Annotated in this window: 23 protein-coding genes, 2 tRNA genes and 1 pseudogene; 14 read left to right on the top strand and 12 right to left on the bottom strand. The window is 56.2% G+C overall.

Annotation, left to right across the window (positions count from 1 at the left end; all coding sequences use genetic code 11):
- The first annotated feature begins 55 nt into the window (after positions 1 to 55).
- The 3 genes from SE86_RS06530 to SE86_RS06520 all read left to right on the top strand — a co-directional run bounded on the left by SE86_RS06530 (position 56) and on the right by SE86_RS06520 (position 3,526).
- The gene (locus SE86_RS06530; RefSeq protein ID WP_117354781.1) at positions 56 to 1,141 is read left to right on the top strand and encodes an NAD(P)/FAD-dependent oxidoreductase; all 1,086 of its coding nucleotides are present in this window, start codon (positions 56 to 58) and stop codon (positions 1,139 to 1,141) included.
- Between the two features lie 308 nt (positions 1,142 to 1,449).
- Positions 1,450 to 1,523 (top strand) — tRNA-Ile (locus tag SE86_RS06525).
- A gap of 614 nt (positions 1,524 to 2,137) precedes the next feature.
- Positions 2,138 to 3,526 (top strand): dihydrolipoyl dehydrogenase, encoded by a 1,389-nt coding sequence (locus tag SE86_RS06520; RefSeq protein ID WP_117355179.1) that lies wholly within the window; start codon positions 2,138 to 2,140, stop codon positions 3,524 to 3,526.
- Here the strand turns inward: SE86_RS06520 and cdd are convergent.
- Complete coding sequence (gene cdd / locus SE86_RS06515; RefSeq protein WP_236747370.1) at positions 3,517 to 3,960, bottom strand: cytidine deaminase; 444 nt, start codon at positions 3,958 to 3,960, stop codon at positions 3,517 to 3,519. The two genes, SE86_RS06520 and cdd, sit on opposite strands and share 10 nt — an antisense overlap.
- Before the next feature lie 111 nt (positions 3,961 to 4,071).
- Here cdd and SE86_RS06510 point away from each other — a divergent pair, with 111 nt between their 5' ends.
- Positions 4,072 to 5,508: an MFS transporter gene (locus tag SE86_RS06510; protein WP_236747369.1), complete on the top strand. Its 1,437-nt coding sequence runs from the start codon at positions 4,072 to 4,074 to the stop codon at positions 5,506 to 5,508.
- 1 nt (position 5,509) lies between these two features.
- On the opposite strand, the gene SE86_RS06505 is transcribed toward SE86_RS06510, so the two are convergent.
- The 3 genes from SE86_RS06505 to SE86_RS06495 form a co-directional block, all read right to left on the bottom strand.
- Positions 5,510 to 7,771 (bottom strand): DEAD/DEAH box helicase, encoded by a 2,262-nt coding sequence (locus SE86_RS06505; RefSeq protein WP_117354780.1) that lies wholly within the window; start codon positions 7,769 to 7,771, stop codon positions 5,510 to 5,512.
- Positions 7,722 to 8,156, bottom strand: coding sequence for a hypothetical protein (locus tag SE86_RS06500; protein ID WP_117354779.1), 435 nt, complete (start codon positions 8,154 to 8,156; stop codon positions 7,722 to 7,724). Before SE86_RS06500 ends, SE86_RS06505 begins: the two co-directional genes overlap by 50 nt.
- A 97-nt stretch (positions 8,157 to 8,253) precedes the next feature.
- Positions 8,254 to 9,609, bottom strand: coding sequence for an MFS transporter (locus SE86_RS06495; protein ID WP_211096542.1), 1,356 nt, complete (start codon positions 9,607 to 9,609; stop codon positions 8,254 to 8,256).
- Between the two features lie 245 nt (positions 9,610 to 9,854).
- Here SE86_RS06495 and SE86_RS06490 point away from each other — a divergent pair, with 245 nt between their 5' ends.
- The 5 genes from SE86_RS06490 (at position 9,855) to SE86_RS06470 (ending at position 14,676) form a co-directional block, all read left to right on the top strand.
- On the top strand, positions 9,855 to 11,171 hold the full coding sequence (locus SE86_RS06490) for a tRNA(Ile)(2)-agmatinylcytidine synthase (protein WP_117354778.1): 1,317 nt from the start codon (positions 9,855 to 9,857) through the stop codon (positions 11,169 to 11,171).
- 407 nt (positions 11,172 to 11,578) lie between these two features.
- Positions 11,579 to 12,130, top strand: a complete 552-nt coding sequence (locus SE86_RS06485; RefSeq protein ID WP_117354777.1) for a 2-oxoacid:acceptor oxidoreductase family protein — start codon at positions 11,579 to 11,581, stop codon at positions 12,128 to 12,130.
- A 163-nt stretch (positions 12,131 to 12,293) separates the two neighbouring features.
- Positions 12,294 to 12,557, top strand: a complete 264-nt coding sequence (locus SE86_RS06480; protein ID WP_117355175.1) for a 4Fe-4S binding protein — start codon at positions 12,294 to 12,296, stop codon at positions 12,555 to 12,557.
- The gene (locus SE86_RS06475; protein WP_117354776.1) at positions 12,554 to 13,756 is read left to right on the top strand and encodes a transketolase C-terminal domain-containing protein; all 1,203 of its coding nucleotides are present in this window, start codon (positions 12,554 to 12,556) and stop codon (positions 13,754 to 13,756) included. The genes SE86_RS06480 and SE86_RS06475 overlap by 4 nt, the downstream gene beginning before the upstream one ends.
- Positions 13,756 to 14,676, top strand: coding sequence for a 3-methyl-2-oxobutanoate dehydrogenase subunit beta (locus tag SE86_RS06470; protein WP_117354775.1), 921 nt, complete (start codon positions 13,756 to 13,758; stop codon positions 14,674 to 14,676). Before SE86_RS06475 ends, SE86_RS06470 begins: the two co-directional genes overlap by 1 nt.
- Positions 14,677 to 14,730: 54 nt before the next feature.
- Here SE86_RS06470 and SE86_RS06465 read toward each other — a convergent pair.
- Positions 14,731 to 15,076, bottom strand: a pseudogene (locus SE86_RS06465) (zinc ribbon domain-containing protein); the annotation flags it as partial.
- 109 nt (positions 15,077 to 15,185) lie between these two features.
- Between SE86_RS06465 and SE86_RS06460 the strand changes: the two are divergent.
- The gene (locus SE86_RS06460; protein WP_117354774.1) at positions 15,186 to 16,046 is read left to right on the top strand and encodes a TatD family hydrolase; all 861 of its coding nucleotides are present in this window, start codon (positions 15,186 to 15,188) and stop codon (positions 16,044 to 16,046) included.
- 45 nt (positions 16,047 to 16,091) lie between these two features.
- Here SE86_RS06460 and SE86_RS06455 read toward each other — a convergent pair whose 3' ends face one another.
- Positions 16,092 to 17,348 carry a VWA domain-containing protein gene (locus SE86_RS06455; protein WP_211096539.1) on the bottom strand — a complete coding sequence of 419 codons (1,257 nt, stop codon included), beginning with the start codon at positions 17,346 to 17,348 and terminating at the stop codon, positions 16,092 to 16,094.
- 114 nt (positions 17,349 to 17,462) lie between these two features.
- Entirely contained in the window at positions 17,463 to 18,614 is a 1,152-nt protein-coding gene (locus SE86_RS06450) for an AAA family ATPase (protein ID WP_211096538.1), read from the bottom strand.
- 269 nt (positions 18,615 to 18,883) lie between these two features.
- Between SE86_RS06450 and rpiA the strand changes: the two genes are divergently transcribed.
- Positions 18,884 to 19,603 carry a ribose 5-phosphate isomerase A gene (gene rpiA, locus SE86_RS06445; RefSeq protein ID WP_117354772.1) on the top strand — a complete coding sequence of 240 codons (720 nt, stop codon included), beginning with the start codon at positions 18,884 to 18,886 and terminating at the stop codon, positions 19,601 to 19,603.
- Entirely contained in the window at positions 19,557 to 20,048 is a 492-nt protein-coding gene (locus SE86_RS08155) for a hypothetical protein (protein WP_148666798.1), read from the top strand. The genes rpiA and SE86_RS08155 overlap by 47 nt, the downstream gene beginning before the upstream one ends.
- Here the strand turns inward: SE86_RS08155 and SE86_RS06435 are convergent.
- A complete protein-coding gene (locus SE86_RS06435; protein ID WP_117355173.1) occupies positions 20,035 to 20,220 on the bottom strand; it encodes a preprotein translocase subunit Sec61beta in 186 nt (61 codons plus the stop codon). The genes SE86_RS08155 and SE86_RS06435 overlap by 14 nt on opposite strands.
- 57 nt (positions 20,221 to 20,277) lie before the next feature.
- On the opposite strand from SE86_RS06435, the gene SE86_RS06430 reads away from it, so the two are divergent.
- On the top strand, positions 20,278 to 20,562 hold the full coding sequence (locus SE86_RS06430; RefSeq protein ID WP_117354770.1) for a MazG nucleotide pyrophosphohydrolase domain-containing protein: 285 nt from the start codon (positions 20,278 to 20,280) through the stop codon (positions 20,560 to 20,562).
- A 446-nt stretch (positions 20,563 to 21,008) separates the two neighbouring features.
- Here the strand turns inward: SE86_RS06430 and SE86_RS06425 are convergent, their stop codons facing one another.
- The 3 genes from SE86_RS06425 to SE86_RS06415 form a co-directional block, all read right to left on the bottom strand.
- On the bottom strand, positions 21,009 to 21,749 hold the full coding sequence (locus SE86_RS06425; RefSeq protein ID WP_174221365.1) for a geranylgeranylglyceryl/heptaprenylglyceryl phosphate synthase: 741 nt from the start codon (positions 21,747 to 21,749) through the stop codon (positions 21,009 to 21,011).
- A 182-nt stretch (positions 21,750 to 21,931) separates the two neighbouring features.
- Positions 21,932 to 22,261 carry a hypothetical protein gene (locus SE86_RS06420; protein WP_117354768.1) on the bottom strand — a complete coding sequence of 110 codons (330 nt, stop codon included), beginning with the start codon at positions 22,259 to 22,261 and terminating at the stop codon, positions 21,932 to 21,934.
- An 81-nt stretch (positions 22,262 to 22,342) separates the two neighbouring features.
- Positions 22,343 to 22,421 (bottom strand) — tRNA-Gly (locus SE86_RS06415).
- Between the two features lie 66 nt (positions 22,422 to 22,487).
- Here SE86_RS06415 and SE86_RS06410 point away from each other — a divergent pair.
- On the top strand, positions 22,488 to 23,645 hold the full coding sequence (locus SE86_RS06410; protein WP_117354767.1) for an iron-containing alcohol dehydrogenase: 1,158 nt from the start codon (positions 22,488 to 22,490) through the stop codon (positions 23,643 to 23,645).
- On the opposite strand, the gene SE86_RS06405 is transcribed toward SE86_RS06410, so the two are convergent.
- Entirely contained in the window at positions 23,642 to 24,868 is a 1,227-nt protein-coding gene (locus SE86_RS06405) for an acyl-CoA dehydrogenase family protein (protein WP_117354766.1), read from the bottom strand. The two genes, SE86_RS06410 and SE86_RS06405, sit on opposite strands and share 4 nt — an antisense overlap.
- Positions 24,869 to 24,881: the final 13 nt, after the last annotated feature.

Here is a 24,881-nt window from a genome sequence, read left to right as displayed (position 1 = left end):
TTAAAGAAAGCGCCTTAATTTTTGGCTCTTTCACAGAGTAACGGAGAGAGGGCTCATGGACATCAGCTCTGACGAGATAATAGTGGCAGGCATGGGCCTTGCAGGCTCGCTGCTTTCTCTGAGGTTGGCCGAGAGCGGCTTCAAGGTTAAGGCATTTGAGCCCACTCCTAGCTCATATGTTAAGCCGTGCGGTGAGCAGCTAACCCTTGAGGAGGTCCCCCTTAGGCTTGCAAAGGAGTATGAAGCTATAAAGACCGTGGTTAATGATGTCCACATACTTGTTGATGGTAAGTACGTGACAACTGTTGACATGAGAGGAGGCTCTAAGTGGGCCATAATAGATAAGCCCAAGCTAATCATGGAGCTCAGAAGGTCTGCAGCCGAGGCTGGCGTCGCTGTGCTTAGGGAGAGGTGGCACGGGGAGAGAGGGGCTCTCACTATAGATTCTAGAGGCCCATACTCTATGAAGACCTCGTCCGAGGTCCTAGCTCTGAGAGTGATAGCTAAGGTCAAGTCCTGGAGCCCTGAGGAGGCCATACTCGACTTCAGGCCCTCGCTAGGGGGCCTCTACTGGGTATTCCCGTTCGACGGTGATGGCAAGTTTGTAAACGCTGGCACCGGCTTCGTGGGCGTTAATGACGCGGCTAGTCTTCAAGGGCTAGTGAGGTCCTACCTAGCTGAGAGGCTTCAGGGACCATTCGACGTAGTTGAGGTCAAGGGGGCGCCAGTTAATGTCTTCACTAACCCTAGACTGACTAACGGTGATATAATCAAGGTTGGGGAGGCGGCAGGCCTCGTAATGGCATGGAGCGGCGAGGGCAACAGGCCCGCAATAGTCTCTGCGGAGGCCCTGGCAAGCTCCATAGCTAACTCCGACTACAATTTTGAGCTTGCGCTAAAGAGGTATTCAACCAGTATATCACGGATTATGGAGTCAGCAATAGTTTCAAGGCTTCTGACGAGGGCAAGCTACAGGCTGAGCCTCGCAGCACCTCTGCTGGCATCCATGCCCAGGCGCGCATGGGAGCTCTATGTGAGGCAGGAGCTAACCCTCAGGGACCTCATAAGCTTCCTGCCGGAGGCCCTGAGATCAGCGACGCTTTTATTTAATGGGAAGGATGATCATAAAGCTTTCATATAAAGCGACTCTTAAGACTATCCAGGCAACTTGTACAGTAGGGGCGTTGCACTGCAGCCAAGCGCAGACAGAGGGTTAAAACTCATGGCCAGCGACTTCCCGTGAGCAACTATAGTGAGACTTATAGCTGCCTGCGGAGACTAAATAATATAATATTATAAAACTTAAAGTTAAAACTTTACGAAAATAATTAGCCTTACTCACAAAAGCTAGCATAAAGCCTTCCTTCTCTAGAGGCTCTAAGTCCGTACAATTGATGACAAGATGGCGGAGTTAAGCTTTAAAAGTTAGTCAAGAATATTTCGCAATAGGGGCCCGTAGCTCAGCCAGGTAGAGCGCCCGGCTCATAACCGGGTGGTCCGGGGTTCAAACCCCCGCGGGCCCATAGCCCTTAAGACCTTGATAGAGAGCTCCCATGTTCAATCACGCTTAACCATTGACTACCAGGTGGTCGTTTTTAAATGGAAGTTAATCCTGAACCGCTTAAGAATAGCATAAGGGTAAAAGGTGCAAGCCCCAACCCGACAAGTGGCAGCGATGAGGATGGTGGAGCGACTCTGAGCAGATGATGTGCGACTTTCCTCTGAGCTGCCGTTTGCCCCTACGCTCTCACTTCAACATCTTGCCTTCATTCACTATCGGGCGCAGGGACCCCACCTCGCTCGCGCCTCATAGGCAATCAGCGTGGGCTCATGGGCGGCCGTCAAGCTCAACGGCGCGGGGCCCCCATCTACGGCCTAATCCCCTCGCCCCTGGGGCATAGCCCCATCAGGCGGGGGTCACCCACTTACCAATAAAAGTCTTTCACAGTAAATATAAAATTGCTTCTATTGATATGAAAATTGCTCAGTCCTTATGTAGCTGCACACCATGAGTTTCTTTTCCTACCAAAAAAGCTTTTAGATAAATGAAATGTACTTGGTTAATAGGTGAACCGAAGACCTTAAAATAGGCTTTTAAGCAACCGCATACATTTCTCTTCTTTTGACGGCGGTGGCCATGAAGCTTCCAGAGAAGGTTGACGTGGTGTTCGTAGGCGGCGGTGGTGCCTCTTATCCTGGAGCCTTTGAGCTGGCAGAGGCGGGGCTCTCGGTGCTAATGGTTGACGAGAAGGGCAACCTAGGAGGCGACTGCCTCTACGCGGGCTGCATACCATCAAAGACTGTGAGGACTAAGATTCTGGAGTATACTTCCACCACTAACAAGGTCGACCCTGAGCAGGTGTGGCAGGAAGTCGTCAGGGCCAAGGAGGAGGTTCAGAGGATCAGGTACGAGCATCACATGGAGGAGATAAAGGAGCATGAGCCTAACCTTTCCTTCGCTAAGGGATGGGCCACCATACTGGGGCCCAACAAGGTCAGGGTAGATACAGAGGACGGGACGTTCGAGGTCGAGACCAAGAGGCTGGTTATAGGTGCTGGAGCTGAGCACGTCATAATACCCATACCCGGCAAGGAGCTCGCGATAACCAGTGACGCGCTGTTCGCCTACCAGAAGACTATGGGCCGCCTGCCTAAGTCGCTTGCCGTAATAGGCGGCGGTTACATAGGTGTCGAGGTTGCTGACATGCTGAGTAGGCTGGGCGCCCACGTCTCAATTGTTGAGATGATGGATAGGCTCCTGCCTAACATGCCCCCAGAGCTCTCGGAGGCCGCGCTGCAGCGCATGAAGGAGGCCGGCGTTGACGTGTATCTCAGGAGTCCAGCCCAGGGCATCGAGAAGAGGGGCGAATACAAAGTGCTTAAGGCCAAGAGCGCCGACGGCAAGGAGGTTGAGGTTGAAGCTGAAGAGGTGCTAATGGCCGTTGGCAGGAGGCCCAGGACCAGGGGCTATGGACTGGAAGCCCTCGAGAGCCAGGGACTTAAGGTTGACAAGACTGGCGTGCAAGTGACCCCTGGCCTTAGGACTGCCCTGCCTAACGTGTACGCCGCTGGTGACGTCACTGGCAAGGCCATGCTCTTCCATGCCGCAGTTAAGGAGAGCGTCATTGTGGCAAAGAACATACTTGCCGGTAAGGAGGTCTATAGGTTTAACTACCACTCAGTGCCATACACGATATTTACTTACCCAGAGATTGCCATGGTCGGCTACACCGAGGACGAGCTGAAGTCCCTAGGGATACAGTACGAAGTTGTCAACTACTCCCTTAAGCATGATGCCCAGTCGGAGATAGTAGGCCACAGGGAGGGCTGGATGAAGATACTGCTTGAAAAGGAGTCCCTCAGGATACTGGGCTTCGAGGCCTACGCCCACGACGCCGCTGAGCTGAGCGCCGTGTTTGCAGCAGCCATAGAGAACAACCTGACAGCCAAGAACCTTGCATGGATTGCGGGTCCGCACCCGCTGACCTTTGAGTCTATAAACTATGCTATGAGGCCCTACTTCTGACCCGCGGGCCTCAGGTACTCTTTTGAGAACCTATGCGGTAACAGCTCTGAGAGCCTCCACGCCCTAACTTTGCTTCCCTCCTTGGACACTGAGTAGATCATCGTGTTGTCATCGCCAAACTCGGCTATCACCTGCAGGCAGGCCCCACAAGGAGGCGCCGGCTCACCACTCTCAACTAAGACTAGCACCTCCTTAACATTTCTCTCGCCGCTGCTCACGGCATTAAATATGGCGACCCTCTCAGCACACATGCTAAGCCCGTAGCTTGCGTTCTCCACGTTAACCCCCCGGTAAATAAGCCCCGAGCTCGCCCTGACGGCCGCCGCCACGCGGTAGCCTGAGTAGGGCGCATATGCCTTACCTATGGCGTCCCTGGCCTCCCTGAGCAGGTCCTCAGGCGGCTCCATACTCGCCCTCTGTGGGACTAGCTCCATTGACAACTTAAGCTGCACAGCCCTATATTTTATATATACTACTTAGAGCTCTATAATTCTCCCTATATCATATAGAACGGCTTAAATAGAGCAACCGAGGCGTACCTCTTGGTGAAGAGCGAAGTGGGCTTAAGTAGACATAAAGGTGTCGACAAGTCTGATGGAAACCCGTTTGGCTACCTTGATAGGGCCAGGTTCTCCATGGGCCTCCTCAAGGTCGTCCTGGTATCCGGCATGGGCTTCTTCACGGACGCCTACGACCTCTTCAACATAAACGTCTTGTTGCTCTTCCTCATACCGCTCTGGCACCTCACCAGCGCGCAGCAGGGCCTCCTGGCCTCCTCTGCAATATTTTCAGCTATAGCTGGCCAGCTGCTCTTCGGCAGGCTTCTCGACGTCCTGGGCAGGAAGAAGGTCTACGGCATAGAGGCGGCCGTCCTGGCAGCCGGGGCCGCGGCCAGCGCCTTCTCTGTCAACTTCCCTATGCTGCTCGCGACTAGGGCCGTGATGGGCCTTGGCATAGGGGGAGACTACCCGGCATCCTCGACGATAGCCAGCGAGTACTCCCCAACTGAGACAAGGGGCAGGGCGGTGGCTCTCGTGTTCTCAATGCAGGGCTTCGGCATAGCGACCGCCGTGGTCACAGGCCTTATAGCAGCTGCCTTCCTGCCTCCTGACCTGGCCTGGAGGCTGGTCGCCCTAGTCGGCGCTATACCGCCTGCGCTCGTAATCTACTTCAGGAGGCAGGTTCCTGAAACCCCAAGGTACTCCCTGCTTGTTAAAGGCGACGTGCACGAGGCTAGGAAGGGCCTCAGGCTCGTGGCAGGCTCTGAGACGGAGGTCCCAATGGTTAAGGCCTCTAGAAAGTCCGCCTCACAGTTCTTCAGGGAGTACTGGCCCCTCCTGATAGGGACCACGCTGCCCTGGTTGCTCATGGACATGGCCCTATATGGCACCGGCGTCTTCTCAGGCCTCATAACTTCGGAGCTCTTCCCAGGGCACTCGGCTGTTGAGTCTGTGCTCAGAGACGGGGTTCCCCTCCTAGTTGGAGTGCCGGGCTACTTCATAGCCGCCGCGCTAATTGATAGGGTTGGCAGAAAGCCGCTGCAGCTGTTTGGGTTTGCCATGTCGGTCGCCCTCTACCTGCCCATGATGTTCTACTTCCTTAAGCTGCTGCCCCTCTCTGACTATCTAATTTATGCCTTCTTTGGCCTCTCGTTCACAGCCCTTAACGTAGGACCCAACACGACAACCTTTATAGTGCCGGCCGAGGTCTACCCTGTCAGGTACAGGTCCACGGGACACGGCATCTCAGCAGCCGCCGGCAAGGCAGGGGCTGCCATTACGACCCTCCTGTTCCCAATAATAAAGGCAACATACGGCGCCTCGCTCGGCCTAGCTTACATATTCGCTATACTGAGCGTCGCTGGCCTGCTAGGGTTCGCAATAACTTACTTCTTCCTGCCTGAGACGAAGAAGGTGCCCCTAGAGGAGGCCAGCGGGGAGGAGCTGGCGCCGGTGGCCGTTAGGGAGCCAGCAGTGCATTAGTTTAAGCTGCCTTAAGTCTGTGGGACCTTTTAATCTCCTCAATATCGAGGGACTCCGACTTAAGCGAGGTAAGCTGGCTGAGGACCCTCAGGGCACCGTGCCTTGAGAGGAACTTGTTGTTGTTGCCACAGTAGGGCGAGAAGACGCAGCGGGGGCAACCGTCCTCGCACGTACAAGACGAGACTATGACTTTAGCCACATCCTGTATCTTAGTTAGCCTCTCATAAACAAGCCTAGAGGCCCCGTTGCCGCCCACGTGAGAGTCATATATGACTATGTGCCCCGTGGGGTAGCTGACCCCGCTGAGGTCAGTGTCACTCGCGCCGGCCACGGGCCTTGAGGCCGATATCAGCACGTGTTCAAGGGCGTGGTAGGCGCTCAGGGAGGCCTCAAGCGTGTCGAAGTCCAGCAGCGGGTACTTTAAGGCAACCCCCTTGGTCCAGTAGTCCCACGTTATGGGTTCCTCGTACTCCACCTCGCTCGTCGTCGCGCCGCTCAGCTCGTCCTTGACCACGTAGCCCGTCACCGACACCCTCACGTGGACGTCGCCGTAGGCTGCGCTCACGGAGCCGTAAAGCCTTGACTCCTCCACGTTCATCTCAAGTATATCTATGCTGTAGAGGGGCTTTGTGTAGAAGCTCACGCTCTCCGACAGCTTAACCATGTAAGCCCTCATGGACTGAAGATCAAGCTTTGAGGAGAGCAGTGGGGCGCCGGCGTGATAGTAGAGGGCCCCTGGGTGAAGGTCGTAGAGGGCCATGGGCATCTCCCTCTCGCCAATAACTTTATTGTTTAGGACTATCTTAACCATAGGTCCCGCGGACCTGAGGCCTACGGAGCTAATGAACTCCCTGGCAGACCTCCACTCAGGCGCCAGCAGGTCGCCCCTGGCCTTCAGGAGGCCGCGCTGCTCCGCCCAGGCAACGGAGGCCTCGAGCTCCTTGGGCAGCGAGCCTCTCCTCAGAACCCCCCTCTGGAGGGCCAGCGCCACGAGGTGCAGCTTGGCGACCTCTGGGTTGTTGGGCTCTATGTAGCCTGGGTCAGGCTCCCTTGAGAAGAACTCCTCAGGCCTTGAGGCGTAGTAGGCCTCTATGGGGTCGTCGCCGAGTAGAGTGACCACCAGGCCAGGCCTGCCCCTCCTGCCGGCCCTGCCGGCCCTCTGCACGTAGCTGTTGAAGCTCTTGGGCAGGGAGGCCATAACTACAGCATCGAGGTCGCCTATGTCTATCCCAAGCTCAAGGGTTGAGGTGGCCACGACAGCCTTGAGGGAGCCCTCAGCAAGCTCGCGCTCCACCCTCCTCCTATGCTCGACGGGGAGGCCGGCCCTGTGGACCTCGACCCTCGCGTTGTAACTTTTCCTAGCCAGCCTGGCCACGAGCTCAGCCATCTGCTGGGAGTCCGTGAAGCCAAGGACCTTGAGTCCCTCAGAGGCGAGCGCCGCTATGAGGTAGGCCGCAAAGGACCACCTGCTGAACCTGCCGTAGTCAACGAAGGCGTGTATAGCCTCGCCTCTGCGCCTCCTAGGCCCCGTGACGACCCTGACGCTGTCCCTTGAGAAGAGCTTGGCCCCAAGCTCCCCGGGGTTCCCTATGGTGGCCCCAGCCCCTATCAGTTGGACCTCGTCAGCGACCTGAGAGAGCCTGTAGATGACCCACTTTACATGAGAGCCCAGCACCCCCTGGTAAACATGCATCTCATCAAAGACTGCGGCGTTAACCTCAGAGACTAGCTCGCGGAACTCCTTTGACTCCGCCAGGCCTATGTGTATCATGTCAGGGTTTGTGATTATGAAGGGAGGAGGGTCCTCATATATCCCCCTCCTCTCCGACGCTGGGGTGTCGCCATCTAAGACGGAATAGCGAAGGCCAACGCTCGCTATTAGCGGCGAGAGCCTCCTGGCCTGGTCCCTAGCCAGGGCCTTAGTTGGGTAGACGAGAAGGAACCTGTTGCCCCTCTGCCTTAATACCCTGGCCACGAGGGGCAGGAGGAAGGCCTCTGTCTTGCCGGTCCCCGTGCCCGCCACTATTACTAGGTCCCTGCCAGCCTCTATCTCGTCTATGGCCTCCTGCTGAAACCTGTAGAGCCTATGAATGCCCTCGGCCTCAAGCGCGCTCTTCAGCTTGTCAGGCAGGGGGAGGCCTGAGATCCCTGGGCCAAGCTCCGGCTCACCTTCAGCCTCACGATAAAGGTAAATTAGCCTCCCGCCTTTGCTCTCAACGACCTTCCTGAGGAGGTCGCTTAACCCTCTCCCCCCGCCTTCCATAGTTTCTGCGCCTCACGTAGTCGCTCAGGCCAAGCGCTTCCACTGCAGCGTCAACGACCCACGAGAGCTCCCTGTCCCCTGAGGAGAGCCTGAGCTTAAGCCTCTCATACTTCACCACAAGGCGTCTTAAGCCTGTGCCGTCGTAAACTGTGAAGAGCCCCTTGACCCTCTTGCGGGGGCCCATTACCAGCGATGCCACCACGGCGTACTCGCCCTGGCCTAGGTTGACGTCAACGTGTCCCGGCAGGGCCCTGCTATATGTGCCCCTCCCCGGCCTCTGGGGTTCCGTTATCACCCTGTGACCCTGCCTGCTCACTATGACTACTGCGGTCCTCTTCACGTGCAGGCCGCTCCTGCTCCTGGTTAGCTCGACCGGTAGCTCCAAGCCTTTCGTTCACCACCCTACATTAAAATCGGAACAGTCTTATTTATAACATAGGACGTCGGGGAGTGAAGGCAAAATAAAAGGGTTAAGGTAACGGCTAATGGTTCTCCTTCCTGCCCCCAGGAGGATCTGCCTGCCCAGCCTTAGTCACAGGCGCCACGTGGTGTAGGTCTAGGCCCACCAGGCTCCTGTTGGCCGTCTCAAAGCCCAGGCGCTGCCACACCACTGCGCCCGCCACACCAAGCGCTGCCACGGCGCTCATTACAGATGCCGCAAAGGCGAAGTTGCTCCCTACGCTGGTTAAGGTCAGCGCGCCAGTTATGGCGCCCGCTGTTATCCACACGGCGGCCCTTATGACTGAGACGTAGAGACCCCTCTTGTTGGTCGGGAACAGCTCCGGCTCCAGGAGGGCCCTGGCGGCCCAGGTCAGCTCGACCGACACGAACGCTATCGCGAAGGCCGCGAGCAGAGGGGCGGTGAAAGCTGTGTGACTGATATAGATGAGTGTGGCGATGAGGGCCCAGAGGGTGAACTGAAGGCCAAACGAGAGCGTGGCGAAGGTCCTCCTTCCAACCTTAGGCGTTATCATGAAGGCGGCCAGGATGCCTACAGCGGTCATCACAAAGCCCCCTATTAGGGGCACGAGCGTTGTGACACCTATGCCCGCGAACGTCGACGAGGCGAAGAAGGCGTACGTGACACCGTAGGTTATGTAGACGAAGGCGACGTCCTGGGATATTCCGAGGGCAAGGAGTGTGGCAAACCTTAGGCCGGTGCCCGCTGTGGGCACCACGGGCTCAGCGGCCCCGCCATCAACTGCCTTCCAGGCGCCCTCGGTACTAATGACTCTCTCCCTGACAGCCTTCCATGGCAGCGTCTCTGAGAACTTGAGCCAGGCTATTATGAATGCGGCGACTGGGGCGACGTACATTAGCAGCAGCGCAAACCTCTCCTGCAGCGCGGACGCCGAGGTGCCGTATATTAGGAGGGGCACGAAGGCCAGGGCCACGCCTAGATTACCGAAGTTGGGCGCGAGGACAAGCCACTTGCTCCTTGAGGTGGGGTCCGTGCTCTCAGCTATAGCTGTGAGCACTGGGCTCTCAAGACCTATGGCTGCCATGCCCACGAGCGCCATAGAGGCTATGAGCAGGGCCGTGCCTAACGGACCGCTACTCATATCGAGGAAGTAGATGGGTATGTAGAACAGAAGGCCAGCTATTATTAGAATGGAAGTGAGCAGAAAGGCCTTTCTCCTCCCCAGGGAGTCCGCAATTACACCTGCGACCAGTGCACCCACGCCCCCGAATATGTAGGGCAGGCTGTAGCCCAGCCAGCTGAGCGAGCTCGGCACAACGTTGCTTGCCACGGAGACGGGCCCGTAGCTCTCGGCCAGCCCGTAGACGATCATGCCAAGCGAGAGCGCCGCGAAGGCCAGCCAGTTGCTCCTGCTCAAGCTAGGCACCAAGTGAGCAACCTCGTATAAACCTTTTAAACTTCTCTGTTTCTCTCTCCTTGAATTTTTACTTGATTAAGTTAAATCCACGAACCTAGCCTGTAAAAAGCGCTGGTAACCCTTACAAGAAGTTGCGGCTTGTTGAGGGGCCTTCTTAAGGCTCCTGGAGGTCGCTATAGCGTTAAAGCGCCCTTTAAAGTGTATAACGCCGGCGCGACGGCGCCCCAGTACTGCGGTGCATCGACGTGGCTGAGCAGCTGATCAGTGTTGCGATAGACGACACTGACAGCCAGTACGGCGGCTGCACCACGCACCTCACGGGGCTGGTCCTTTCCGAGCTCAGGGGTAAGGTTAGGCTGGCCGACTATCCCCTCCTCGTCAGACTTAACCCAAACATACCGTGGAGAACCAGGGGCAACGCCGCCACGGTCCTCAGGCTACTCTATGATGGGGACCCCCAGGACCTCCTCGAGCTTGCGTGGTCAATGGCTCTGGAGTACACACAGCCCCGCCCTCCCCTCCCGGGCAAGTCGCCCGGCGTCGTAGTATACGTGGGGAGGCCCTGGGAGTTGGAGAGGCTCAGGTGGCTCTACAGGAAGGCGCTCTCAGATGTCGTCACCTTTGACGTGGCGACGAAGGCCCTTGAGGGAGGTAGGGCCCTGTGGCGCGGCGGGAGGGGGGTGATAGGGGCGGCCTCCTCCCTCGCCGCCCTGGCGCCTGGTGACCCCTACACGTTTGAGCTGACCTTCTACAGGAGGCCCGAGGCATGGGGCACAAGGAGGTGCGTAAGCTCACCCAAGGTAATAGAGCTTGAGGGCCTCAGCCACGGGACTCTGAACAACGTAGAGCTTGATAAGGAGCTGACTAGCGCCGCGCCCGGGGGGCCTGACCCAGTGCTCGCGGGCTTCAGGGGCACGGACGCTGAGGAGCTGTGGAAGTTTGAGGAGGCGCTCTGCGAGAGGCCCCACTTCGCGGTCCTTTACAGGTCAAACCAGCACACCGGGGTCCACGCGTCCCCGCTAAGGCCGCTGGTTTACCGCTCCGTCTCTATGAAGGTCACTGTGAGCTCGAGGCCCCTGAAGCTGCCTGGGGGCCACGTCATAGTTGAGGCCAGGGCAGCCGACGGTGATGTCTATGATATTGCCTTCTATGAGGACTCGGGGCCGCTGGCCAGGGCCGCCGGGCTGCTAAGGCCAGGGGATGTGATAGAGGTGGTTGGGGGCGTCAGGCCGTACTCCCCAAGGGGAAGGCCCACGGTCTCAGCCGAGCTCATGTCAGTCCTGAGCCTGGCTGATGAGTTCGTTGAAGTGGCTCCTAGGTGCCCCAGGTGCGGGTCCAGGATGGAGAGCGCCGGGAAGGGCAAGGGCTACAGGTGCCCCAGGTGCGGCTTCTCCTTGCCTGAGGGGGGTAGGCTCAGGCTTTCGCTGACGAGGGAGCTGATGCCCGGGCACTACTACTACAGGGGGGGCAGAGCAAGACACCTGACTCCCGTAGGTGCCAGTCTGCCGGTGCTCCGGGAGCTACAGTCAGTGAAGGTCGATGATGTAATGAGGACCTACTGATTGTTTACTCCCCAGTTTACACCCCTTCGTTTCCTGTGGAGCTCAGCTGTGAGCCCCACCCCTCTGCTTCGCCTGGAGAGGCCATAGTTACTGACGCACGGATAGCCCCGTTTCTTACTATTAGATAATTATGTCGTTTGTATAAAGATCCTCTGTACTAATTAGTTTTTTAAATGAAAATTAACTATAAAATATCTTATTTCTGTTACCCAAACCTTAGCCGTCCCGAAGGGACAGCGGTACGCCCCAGCAGAGCCAGCTAACATATTCATAGGAAACAGAGGGGTGCCTCCTGGCCAGGCCAAGCACGCCCTTAAATAGACCCCTCTGTTTCCTGTGGAGCTCCTCTCAGGGCGTTAACAACAACGGCTAAAAAGATCAGTGCGCAGGCTCAGCTAGGGCGAGAGATGTATACAGAGCTTAGGTTCCACGGCAGGGGCGGCCAGGGAGCCGTCACAGCAGCCACAATACTAGCGAGGGCGGCCCTCTTTGAGGGCAAGTGGGCGCAGGCCATACCTGAGTTCGGCGCCGAGAGGAGGGGCGCGCCGGTTCGCGTCTACGCCAGGATATCAGATAAGCCTATAGAGGTCCACAGCAACGTTGTAGAGCCAGACATAGTAGTTATACTTGACTATGAGCTGTTGAAGCTCGTGGACGTCACCAATGGGCTTAAGTCCGAGGGCATAGTCGTTATTAACTCCCCAGTTAACACAAACCCATTCCCGAAGTTTAAGACTTACTGCGTCAACGCGACCAAGATAGCTAAGGACTTGAACTTAGTCGTCAGTGGCTGGCCTACAGTTAACACCGCCATGGTAGGGGCTCTGGCGAAGGCCAGTGGCATAGTGAGCATAGACTCGGTCGTAAGAGCCATAGGCGAGTACTTCAGCTCTCCACACTTGGCCAAGGCAAACCAGGAAGCTGCAATAAGGGCCTTCGAAGAGACAGCACTTTGCTAATAAAAAAGTAATTAATTAGGGATCAAACAAGAGTGGGCTTAATAGAATAGCCCCGATTAGTATATAAAAAGCTTATTTACACTCGTGTTTGGTATTCAGTAACGGGTACATTAGGAGGGGACTAGCTACGGAAGCTCAAGTTGAGAAGCCAAGGACATACTGGATGGTTCCCATATCATATCCGGCCGAGGGCTCGTCAGGCAAGACAGGCCTCTGGAGGACGGAGAGGCCTGTGGTGCACCTTGACAAGTGCATCAAGTGCCTCTTCTGCTGGCTCTACTGCCCCGAGGACACTATATTGCGGAGGGAGGACGATTATGTTTACGTTGACTATGAGTACTGCAAGGGGTGCGGCATCTGCGCCAACGTGTGCCCGACGCACGCAATAGAGATGGTACCAGAGGCCCCAGGGGGTGAGGGCGCTTGACGCTGAAGGCTCTAACAGGCAACCACGCCGTCTCAGAGGCAGTGAAGCTGTCCAGAGTTAAGGTCATCGCCGCTTACCCAATAACACCTCAAACTACCATGGTCGAAAGGCTGGCTGAGATGGTGGACAAGGGCGAGCTCGAGGCCAAGATGATAAGGGTGGAGAGCGAGCACAGCGCGCTGGCAGCGACCTTTGGAGCCGCCGCCGCTGGCGCCAGGGCCTTTACTGCCACTTCAAGCCACGGACTCCTCTACATGCATGAGGTGCTCTGGTGGGCCGCTGGCGCCAGGATACCGGTTGTCATGGCTGTGGCCGCTAGGGCTATTGGTCCGCCATGGAACATTCACGTTGAACACAGCGACTTCATTGATCAGAGGGACACGGGCTGGCTGATCTCGGCCGCGCAGGAGAATCAGGAGGCCCTGGACCTCACGCTTCAGGCCTTCAGGATATCAGAGGACCCGAGGGTCTACCTCCCAATGATAGTGGCCCTGGATGGCTTCATATTGACGCACACGGTGGCCCCAGTCGACGTGCCGTCGCAGGAGGACGTCGACAGGTGGCTCCCACCAAGGAGGCAGCCCTACATGATAACGCCTGAGAGCAATGTGGTTATGGGTAACATCTCCTCGGACGAGGATTACTTCATGATGAGGTACTCAATGCAGGCCGCCATGCAGGCTGCCAAGCAGGTTATAAAAGAGGTAGACCTTGAGTATGGCAAGACCTTCGGGAGATCCTACGGCGGCCTCCTGGAGTGCTACCGCTGCGAGGACGCTGATTACACTATAGTCATAACAGGGAGCTGGTCAGGGGACGCCAAGAAGGCTGTTGACATGCTTAGGGAGAAGGGCATAAGGGCGGGCGTCGCGAGAATCAGGTTCGTGAGGCCGTGGCCTGAGGAGGACTTAAAGGACAGGCTAGCTAACAAGAAAGGCGTTATAGTATTTGACAGGAGCGTGTCCTTCGGGAGCTACGGACAGCTCTTCACTGAGACCGCGGCCACCCTCTACGGCACAGGGACCTCCATGAGGGGCGTGGTGGCGGGCCTCGGAGGGGTTGACGTGAGACCTGAGGACTTCGCCTCGGAGGTCATGAACTTTGTTAGCAGGGTGGAGGAGAGCGGCAGGGTGTATGAGCCACAGAAGTGGATGCTGCCCAAAAAATATGAGTACGTCGCTAAGGAGGTGGGGATCTGATGCCCATAAGGTTAGCTGACCTTCCGAGGAGAAGGTTTGGCATGCCTGGCAACGCTGCCTGCCCAGGCTGCCCTGAGACTATGGGCCTTAGGTACGTTAAGATGGCCCTCGGCGACAACGCTGTACTTGTGATACCAGCAGGCTGCAGCAGCGTCATACAGGGCATAGTGCCTAAGAGCGGGATAAACTTCCCAATACTTAACATAGTCTTCGCCTCGGCTGCAAGTGCCGCCTCAGGCATAAAGGCAGCCTTTGAGATGAGCGGCAAGAACTACAACGTTGTTGTCTGGGCGGGCGACGGCGGCACCGCTGACATAGGCTTCCAGTCCATGAGCGGCGCGGCAGAACGCAACGACGACATAATTTACATCTGTGTAGATAACGAGGCCTACATGAACACGGGCATACAGAGAAGCGGCCTAACTCCATATGGAGCCTGGACTACAACCACCTACGCTGGAAAGACCGAGAAGAAGAAGCCTCTACCATTCATAATGATAGCACACAACGTGCCGTATGTGGCAACAGCGACAGTTGGCTACCCGCAGGACTTTATAGAGAAGCTAAGGAAGGCGGCGTCAATAAGGGGCTTCAAATACATACATCTACACGCCCCGTGTCCAATAGGCTGGAGGTTCGACCCAGGCCTCACAGCTAAGATGGCTCAGCTGGCGGTGCAGACAGGGGCCTTCCCACTCTTCGAATACGAGAACGGTAAGTTCAGCCTGAGCCCCTACAGCGGCATGTACAGGAACCCACAGAAGAGGGTGCCGCTGGTCGAGTACCTGAAGCTCCAGGGCAGGTTCCAGACGGTCCTGAAGGACCCAGAGAAGCTCAAGGGACTTCAGGAGGAAATAGACGACATGTGGCGCTGGATAGAAATGCTGGAGAAGTACGGGGCCGCAGCGCTTAAGCGGTAGCTAGCTGACCTCCTCCCCGCCCTTCAGGGCGGGGGCTCCCCGAGGTCTCAGGTGTTACACCCCTTTAACGGGTGCTACTCCGTTATGCAGTACCAGGAAAGACAACTTTTTTTCTCACCGTTGAAACCACAGTACCAATAGCCCTCTTCAGGTTGTTCAGTGCACCGTTCAGATCTGAATGAAGCTTATGTCCCTTAGGGCAACTGACCACTCCTCTTGGGTACCTTTTGACCTCAACGTTGTGATAAGCACAGTACTTAGACGTGTTATACTCAACAACTTCGTACACCTTCATGCCGTACTCCTGCGCCTTCAATTCGATAGCGTTAATTAATTTACGGTACGACCACAAGTCCACAGTGAACTTATTTCCCTTGTCTTGAGCAATGTTGAGTGGGTAACTGAGCCCTAGGGACCACTAATATCTTAGACTTTAAGTAGTCGTGGGCCCTAACAAAAAGCTTTATATAAAATGTCTTGGGTTAGGGGCAGTTATCTAGGAGGTAACGTTGGCTTACAGCAGGGTGCCCATAGCGGACGCGCACTCGCACGTAAACGCTGCCAAGGGCGTGGGCGCCAGCGAGCTAGCAGATAGGTTTCGTGGCTCAGGCGGCTGGTTTATAGCTTTGGTTAGCGTGTCTCCATGGGACTACGGCATTACGATCGCGCCAGAGGAGGCATACATGAAGTCCCTTGACATCCACGTACGGGCCTGCAGAGAGGTCAGGGAGAGGGGCCTGAGGGTGGCATGTCTGGCAGGCTTCTACCCAGGCGACGTCGATAGGCTCGCGTCGGGGGGCATGAGGCCCTCGGAGATACTTAGGCTTGGGCACGAAGTCATAAGGCAGGAGTTTAAGATGTGCCGCGAGGGGCTCCTCGACGGCATCGGCGAGGTTGGGAGGCAGCACTACAAGACGGCGCCGCTCAACCTCCTGGTCTCAGAGCTCATAATGGAGGAGGCTATAAGGGTTGCCTCGGACTCTGGCTGCATTGTGCACCTTCACCTAGAGGATGTGGGCCCTGACACAGTGCTGCTCACGAACGAGGTTATAGGCAGGCTTAACGTGAAGCCGTCACCAAGGGTGGTTTTTCATCACGCCAGGCCTGACATGGTGGCCACGGCCTCATCATTAGGCTACGCGTCAACGGTCTATGGCAGGGAGGAGGCGCTGAGGGCTGCCATATCCAGGGGGGCGTTGGGCTTCATGGTTGAAAGTGACTTTAATGGACTGAGCGACAGCCTCGTGGCCCCCTGGACACTTGGGCCCCTTGAAGGGGAGCTATTGGCTGAGTCCATCCTTACCGAGGACGACATGTACAGGCTAAACGTTGATAACATAGTAAGGACGTACGGCGTTACCCCGCCCTGAGCGCTAGTGGTCAAGGGAGCATTTCCAGACTAATGGCTCTATGGGTCAGCCGAAGTCCACTACCTCCAGCGCCTCCCTGCGCTCAAGCTTGCGGACGGTTAGGTACCTGTATGAGACCTGCTGAAGGAAGGTGTTGTGGCCCTGTATCATGACTGAGTGTAGGCGTGCGTTGACCCTCTTAAGCATCCTCTGTATGATCTCAGGACTCAGCCTGTCCTCGCCATCTGTTATTAGAATTATGTCGCTGGGCTTATCCCTGCCGCCGAGCTTCATCTTATCTATGTCGTCAACGGCTGATGATAAGGCCCTAGTTATGTCGGTGCCGCCGCCAGCCTTGACCCTAGCTAGGTAGGAGAGGAGCCTGAGGGCGTCATTAGGCTTTGAGCTGCTCTTGATCAGAGTGGGGTTATATGGAATAGAGTCGAAGAATCTCACTATGAAGGTCCTGCCCTCATCTATGGACTTCTTAAAGAGTGCCACAGCCACTGCCCTTGCCCAGTCAATTTTTGAGCCCACCATGCTTCCGCTCTTGTCAAGGAGCACGTATATCGGTCCTCTTAACGCGGGGAGCTCCTTCTCATAGAGGATGAGCCTGCCGTTGGCAAGGTCAGCGTAGAACAGGTCACTGGGGAGGGCCAGCTGGCTGTAGTGAACCCTCTCTAAGTCACCGCCGTACTCAAGGCCGGCAGCCCAGCCTTTGGAGTACTTTAGGGTGCTCTTTCCCTTAATGGAGGGCAGCTTAAAGCCCTCTATCTTCTCCAGTATCCTGGCGACGTCTGTCTCCCTTGCAAGCCTCAGCACAAGCTCGGCTGAGCTCTCAAGGGAGAAGACGCTCCCCCTGCCTGCTCCAAGCCTTTCAGCTGTCATCTTAATTCTCTTCGCCATCTCCGAGTCCCTCATAGCGGCCTCAGCGGCCTTCCGGACGGCCTCCTGAATGTTGGGTGGGCCTGACTCTGGTCCTTCCTGTTCGTTCTCCTGTTGCTGCTCCTGCTGGGACTTGCCGCCGCCTGAGCCCTCGGGCGGCGGCAGGAGCTTGTTGAGCCTCTCAACGAACGACGCCGCCGCGACGATGCTCGTGAGGGTGTCGGCCGTAGTGTATACCTTGGACTTCCAGAGGCTCTCGCTCTTAGTCATAGCCGCTATTATGGACCTCCTGAAGCCCGTCTCCTTGTCATCAGTTTCGCTGTGCTCGGGGATTAGAGGCACGGGCAGGTAGTAAGTGTAAAAGACGTCCACTGCCAGGGCCGTGTTGATCCTCTGGTCCAGGTCCCTCTCAGCTATTTTCTTAGCGACGGATAGCACCTTCTCGCCGCGGTAGAGCCTTATCTCATCTATCTCCCCTACCTCCGGGTGGACGCTCAGCAGGGCCTTCTCGCAGGGCCCTTCTCCTTGGGGCTCTCACTCATCACTATCACTTCACATGTTCAGCTTAATCATGATCTCCTGGGTGAGGCTCTCTATCATGTCGTCAACCTCCTCGGCCTTCCTCCTCACCTCCTCGTCCTCAACGTCCTGTACGAGGCTCTGTATCTTGCCCTTAGCCACCTTGAGGTTCTTGTAGATGTCCAGGAGCCTTGGGTCGAAGGCCTCAAGCTCCTTTATTGACTTCTCACTGTTCTTCACGTTGTTCGCTATCTCCTCCAGCTCCCTCATTATCCTCTCCTTAGTCTTAAGCTCCTCGACTAGTATGGTGTTAACCTTGTCAAAGTCGTCTATGTCTTTAGGTACCGTGTACTTGAGTACTATCAGGTCTGACTCCGTTGCCTGCAGCCTGCCCTCCAGTATTGCGTGGGCAGCTATGGCCTTCAGTATCTTGCCCTTTCTCCTGTCGCTTATGTGAAGCTCCTTCTCGTTCATTATCATGAAGAGCCTTATCAGCTTACTCTTCACTGCGCTGAGGTCCACCTTGAACATCAAGTTATTAATCTCCTTTATGTCGTCCGTACTCATAACCTTGTTCGCTGCCTGCGTTATGCCCATCTCAAGCTTCCACGAGGCGTCGAGGAGGCTGTCCCAGGACTCCTCGTCCAGCGGCCTCACGTTCTGCCTGAAGAGGAACCTGTCGTAGAGGGCCTCAAGCTCAGGCTCCTCGGGCACCCTGTTTGAGGCACCCACGAGGGTCCAGAGGGGGACCTTTATCTCAGTGTAGCCGTCGTAGAGAACTCTCTCCTGCATTATACTAAGTATGCTGTTGAGCACTGCGCTGTTGGCGTTGAATATCTCATCTAGGAAGGCTATCTCAGCCTCCGGTAGCTTTCCTGTGGTTATCCTCCTGTAAACGCCCTGCCTTAGGGCCTTTATGTCAAGGGGTCCGAAGAGCTCACTAGGCTCCGTAAACTTGGTGAGGAGGTACTTGAAGAACTTGGCGCTGAGCAGGTCCGCGGACCTCCTGGCTATGGCGCTCTTCGCAGTGCCTGGCTCGCCTATCAGGACTACGTGCTCCCCTGTCATTAAGGCGAGCGTGATTACGAGGGACTCCTCATGCCTTCCTACAAACGGGCTTTCAAGCTCTGTGAGGAACTGAGACGCAAGCTTCATCAGCTCCTCAGGCTGCCTTTGTATGGGCACCTACTTAACACCCAAGCTCAGTTTTTTTGAGGTGGAGATTGGAGGTCAAAAAGTTGCGCCCCTAGCGGGCACCTGTGTCCATGAAGGGCAGCCGACTACCTTGAGCCGCTCTATTAATTAATATAAAAAGATAAAATATAATAGATGAAGTCTTCGTTCCTGCTCTACCTGCCCTAGAAGGGCGGGGTTCCCTCTATGGTGAGGATCAGACCTCCTAGGCAAATGGTTTTAGTTATTTGTAGCAGTTTGCTACTAGAGGCCTGAGGACCTTGGATAACTGCAGTCCTAAAGAGGCGGCTGCGCGCGGGGCGCTGGAGACATTTAAGGACCTCATTTCAAGGTCGCTAGTAGCAGGCGTGGGCACGGGGACCACCGTTAAGGAGTTCATATCAGTGGCCTCCGAGCTGCTCCGCGGCAAGAGAGTCCTCAGCTCAAGTCTGTCAACCTCCCTAGAGCTGAGCAGCAGGGGCGTGGACGTCGTGTCATATCCAGCTGAGCGCCGCACAGTGGACCTCTACATAGATGGCGCTGACGAGGTGACAGCCGATGGCCATATGATAAAGGGCAGAGGGGGAGCCCTGCTTGGCGAGAAGATACTTGCCTACTTCAGCAGGGTGAATATTTTCATTGTAGGCGAGGACAAGCTTGTCGGAAGGCTGGGCTCCAAGGGCCCCCTTCCCATAGAGGTGGTGCCTGAGGCCTACCCGCTGGTCTCTGAGGAGCTGAGCTCCCTGGGGTTCAAGGCTGTCGCCAGAGAGGGGAGCGGCAAAGTCGGCCCCCTCATAAGTGACCTGAGAGGCATGATAGTGGACGTTTACACCGGCCCCATAGAGAGGCCAGAGGACCTTGAGGCAACGTTAAAGCGGATACCTGGCGTGGTTGAGACGGGGCTGTTCCTGGGCATGGCAGACTATATTGTAGTGGGCAAGGAGGGCTGCAACTATGAAGTCCTCAGGTTTACGAGGAAGACCAAGGCCCACTTTATGTGACGCTGAGAGGGCTCTCGAGTCTGTAGCTGAGTACAGGAGCTACCCCAGCTCCTGGGAGTCTAGCCTTACAGAGGAGGCTTCATCTCAAAGGTTTGTCAGGTTAAGGTCTGGAAACCTAGTCCTCTGGGTATATTTAGGGAGCGCGGAGGACCATATACTGGTCCCAGTAAGGCCTAGGATCCCAGGTACGGTGAAGGAGCTACCCGTGTACTGCAGCTGCGAGGGGTTTCAGAGAAGGCTGGCAAGTGATGAAGAGTTTGGGTGCACGCACAGCCTCGCACTGATGAGGCTGAGCAGGGGAAGCTCCGGTTTCTACCGCTCCGAGGAGCTGCCGCCAGAGGTCTTGGTTAAGGTTGTTGATGAAATACTCACCTTGGGCCAGAGCGTGACCCTGAGGGTAGCGCTCTACAGCAGGGAACGAAGAAAAGGTCTCAGTGAACTATGAACCTGGCCATTATAACAATGGCGCTTATAACCACTGAAGTTATTATCAGAGCAGTTGGTGATATCTCAACTTTTGACTTGTAGTTCTCGTAGAAGGCCACCAGCCCAGCTGCGGCGAGCGGACCTGACTCCTTCTTCTTCCTGCTCGATGAGCTCTTCTTCTTTTCTGGCATAGGCCTCACATCCTAATTGCCGCTCCGGCTTATTTTAGCTTAACTCTGGGAGGGCGCGTGGAGCTGAGGTGTGTTCAGAAGGCAATGATGGACGAGTACTTCAAGAGGGACAGCGAGAGAGGGCTTTTCCCTACATTTGCGTGGTTTGTAGAGGAGGTGGGCGAGCTTGGCGAGGCGCTGCTTAAGAGGGACAAGGCAGGCGTATCAGAGGAGCTGGCGGACGTCATAGCGTGGGCGCTCAGCATAGCTAACCTAGTAGGCATTGATGTTGAGGAGGCCCTGAGACTTAAGTACGGTGAGGTGCTCCTTAAGGGTTCGGCCTCGTCGTGTGACAGTCACTAAAAGTGACCGCCGGCGCTCGGTCCCATAGCCCTTCTTTCTCCCCGCGTCGTGGCTGGGAGCTCGCGTCCCTAACCTAGGCGCGGGGAGCTTCACTGGGCATCTTTCAGCTTTAGTATTAATTGGTAACAAAATTATAAATTTTACTATTTTTAAGGGCGCTGGAGAGCAGCAAGAAGCGGCTAGCCTTCAGGTCTACGACTTCAAGTTACGGGTTCGACGAGTATGGCAACAGGAGGATAAGCGCGTTCGCCGGGAGGAGATCCTAGTTCACGGCGTCATCGGGCCCGAAGCCGTTTTTAATGTCATCCTAGTTGACCCTAAAGGCACCGCTGGCTCAGAGGGGTACGGCAGGGTCGTGATAGAGGGCCTGACAGGCGCATGTCCTCAACCGCGCTGAAGATTAGAAGTAATCAGAAGTAACGGTTAGTTGTGCTGAAGTGTTACGGCTAGCTGTGCGGGCGAATGGCATTAATTATGTGGTAGAGTGACCTGGGATCTTTTTCAGCGATCGTTCCATTAACTATGCCGTCAGCGCCCGCCTCAGTCAGGGCTGCGGCCACGCTGGGCGAGTTTATGCCGCCTCCCACTATTAGTAGGCCATCAAATTCTATGGAATCCAGGGCCTTCCTGACGAGCTTTATTGAGCTTGGGGGCACTGGCTCCGGGGCCCCACTTCCGGCCTCTATGTATATCAAGGAGGAGCCCATCATGGCGCTGGCCAAGGCGTAGGCTGCCAATATGTCGCTCCTATCGTATGGAATAGGCCTCGCCCTCCCTATGTACCCCGCAGCCCCACCGTAGCCAACTATTATATAGGACGTGGGTATGGGCTCGAGCCCCATCCTCATAACTATGGGGGCCGCCTGGGCCTGAACACCACCAACATAGTAGGGGTCGTCACTGTTTATCAAGGTCATGAATAGAACGGCATCCGCGTGAGGGGTAAGACCATTTAAGTTTCCAGGAAAGAGTATCACTGGTAGGCCAGACCTCTTCGTAGCCTTTACGACCTCAGAGAGCTGGGGCTCGAAGATGCCGAGGGAGCCCCCAACCAAGATGGCGCTGGAGCCCGCATCAGCCGCCACTGACGCTATCCTTTCGGCCTCAGAGGGCGAGGTCTTCTCAGGGTCTATCAGCGTCAGGTGCACCTTTCCCTTCTCAGCCTTCTCTGAAAGTAGCAATCTCATGACCTTACCAGCTTTCAAACTCTCTTCCTCTTTTAGGTCAGCTGGCATAGGTCTGGCGCTAACACAATTTTAAGGTTATTGTTTTCTGGAAGCACGCTCAAGCCTTTTCAAAACGGCACCTGTTAAGGCCTATCACAATAAGGGATGGAGCTTAGGGTGCCACTGTACGAGCCAGCTGCAGCTTAGCTCTCCTGCTCCTCCCCTTCCTCGCCCTCCTCCCCCTCCTCGCCTTCCTCTGAATATGGGCGGGAGCACTCGTCAAGGCGGTTTTCATATGCAAGGTCCGAGATCATGTTGTAGACATCAACCTTGTCAAGTGTGGTTGGTACCTTCAGCTCGCAGTAGAGGTGACAGGTGCCGCACTTAGCTATCGCCAGCTTCTCGTTAGGGGAGTCCAGCTTCTTGAAAGATATTGTAAGGGTCATAGCACCGCAGCGCGGACACTGGAAGTAGTTGGAGGGCTTTCTGACCTTCCTTACTTGCTTAATTCTCTTCCTCCTTCTCCTTGCCACGGCTCCTCCCTCAGGCCCTCGGCAACGTCGAGACTTAATAGTTTATCAACAACTTTTGCTGCGAAGCCTTGCAGAAAGAGGTGGTGCGGCGGCCGGGACTCGAACCCGGGACCTCCGGCGTGGCAGGCCGGCGTCCTAGTCCAGGCTAGACTACCGCCGCACCACTAGGTAGCCTACAGGTCCCCCTTTTTAACTTAGCTTTCCTCCCGGTGAACCGTGAGGCAAGATGCCGCTGAAGCCGTTTGAGTGGGTATATAGCTGTACCAAGATTCACTATGGGCCTAGCTCTGAGGAGTCCCTGAGGGGCTACGTAAAGGGCTTGAAGAAGGTAATGGTAGTTACTGGCAGGGTGGCAGCCAAGGCTAGCGGAGCCCTCGACGACGTCATAGCCATACTCAAGGGTAATAATGTTGAATTTGCCCACTTCGACAAGATAGTCTCTAACCCGCCCTCCTCCCTTGCAGATGAGCTTGCAAGCAACTTAAAGGAGTTCGGCGCTGAGGCGGTCATAGCGATAGGCGGCGGGAGCACAATTGATGTGGCTAAGGTCGCAGCTGCCATAGCTGTGAACGGCGGCACCTCGCTGGACTACCTTTACGGCAGGAGGCGCGCCCAGAGCTGTCTCCCGGTTTACGCTGTGAACTTAACCCATGGGACAGGCTCCGAGGTCAACCGCTACGCTAACTTGACTGATGTGACTAGGGGGGACAAGCTCGGCAATGAGGTCTGCTATCCAAGGGCGGCCTTTGACGATCCAAGGTACACGCTGTCTATGCCTATGGAGCAAGTGCTCTGCACCAGCTTTGACGCGCTCTACCACGCCTACGAGGCTGCCACTACATACGGCAGCTCCCCCCTTGTGTGGACTTTAGCGGAGGATTCCGTGAGGAGGATAGCGGAGAACTTGCCCCTGGCAGCCTCGAACCCTAAAGATGAGACGCCGAGGTACTGGCTTATGTATGCCTCAATGATATCGGGTGTTGCGATAGATCTGAGCCCAACTAACATCATACACCAGTTGGAGAACATACTGAGCGGCCTTGTGCCCTCGCTGCCGCACGGCTGCGGCCTAGCAATAATAGGGCCTGCTCTGGCGCCAATAGTGCACTCCGCCTCGCCAGAGGTCTCAACAAGGCTTCTGCGCCTCCTCGACCCCTCGGCATCGGTGAGCGCTGAGACCGCTGGCAACATACTTAAGAGGTTTGCTGAGTCCGTGGGCTTTAACAAGAGGCTCGGGGACTACGGCATAGGTAAGGACACGGTTAGGGAAGCCGTGAGGAGGGCCTTCAGCAACTCTGTGATAGCAGAGAGGCTGAGGACCAGGCTCGGGGGCCTGGCCCTTGATGAACAGAAGCTGATGGAGCTGCTGAACTCCATGATTTAACCCTTCAAGTAGTCCTTACCTATGAGCTCCCTGGCAACTATGTACCTCATTATATTCTGCGTGCCCTCTGCTCCCACAAAGTATGACAGCACCCCCAGCAGGTTCCTAAATACATTTGCCTCCTCAGTGTAGGACAGCGCGCCGTAGGTCTTCATGAGGACCTCCGCGGCTGTCATGGCAGTCTCCACAGCCTCTATCTTGGCAGTCGAGGCCCAGTAGTCTAGGTCGTGCGGCCGTAGCCCAGGCTCCTTCTTTACATATATTTTGTCAGCCATCTGTGCGGCCTTGTAGACCAGAAGCCTTGCGGCCTCCAGGCGGGAGGCCACCTCAGCTATTGGGAAGCTGACGCCCTCGTATGACGCTATGGGTCTGTCGCCGAAGAGCCTGCGTTCCCTCGAGTAGCTTATAGCTGTCTCAAGGGCCCACTGAGCAGCGCCTATGTTGGCTGCGCTGACGAGCACCCTGGCGAGGGAGAAGCCCTCCATCGCTATGTAGAAGCCCCTGCCCTCCTGCCCCACGACGTACCTGTCCTCGACAGGAGTGTTGTTGAACTTGAGGGTGCCTGTCGATATGGCGTGCCTCCCGATAGTGTTGAGTATTCCGTACTCGAAGCCCTCTGGCCTTCTGCCGCCGTCATTACCTATGAAGGCGAAGCCTGTCAGAGACTTGTGGCCTGGCTCGGGCGAGGTACGGGCTATGAGGTACCAGGACCCTATGTCAAGCTGCTCCATGGACTCCCTGACACCGCTTATGTAAACCTTCTCGCCCGTGACCCTGTAAATGTTCCCGTTCTTGGTCGCGCTGGTGCGCTCTCCCGCGACGTCGCTGCCGCCCGTGGGCTCGGTAGAAGCTATTCCAAAGAAGCCCCTGCCCTTGCCTACCGCTGGGAGTATCTTCTGCTTGGCCTCCTCAGCGCCATATAGGTAAAGTATATAGGGCCACGCGTTGTTGAGTAGCGTGAAGACGGCAGTCGCAACAGCCGGGTCGTTATACGCAACCTCCTCAACCGCCAGCGTCGCGAGCGTGAAGTTGCCTCCCTGGCCGCCATACTCTTCTGGCACAGGGATAGCGAAGAGGCCCTGTTCACCCATCCTGTGAAGCAGGTCCGTTGGTATTGTTTTCTTAGAGTCCATGTCGCTCCATATGGGAGCTAATTCCTTTGAGAGGAACTCGTGCACGGCCTGCTTGAAGAGCTTCTCGTCCTGCGAGAGGTCAAAGTCCAAACTTGTACGCACC

The organism is Acidilobus sp. 7A, assembly GCF_003431325.1.
GTDB lineage: Archaea > Thermoproteota > Thermoprotei_A > Sulfolobales > Acidilobaceae > Acidilobus.
Note: the sequence above shows the minus strand (reverse complement) of the source record. Positions and strands in the feature narration are given on the sequence as shown.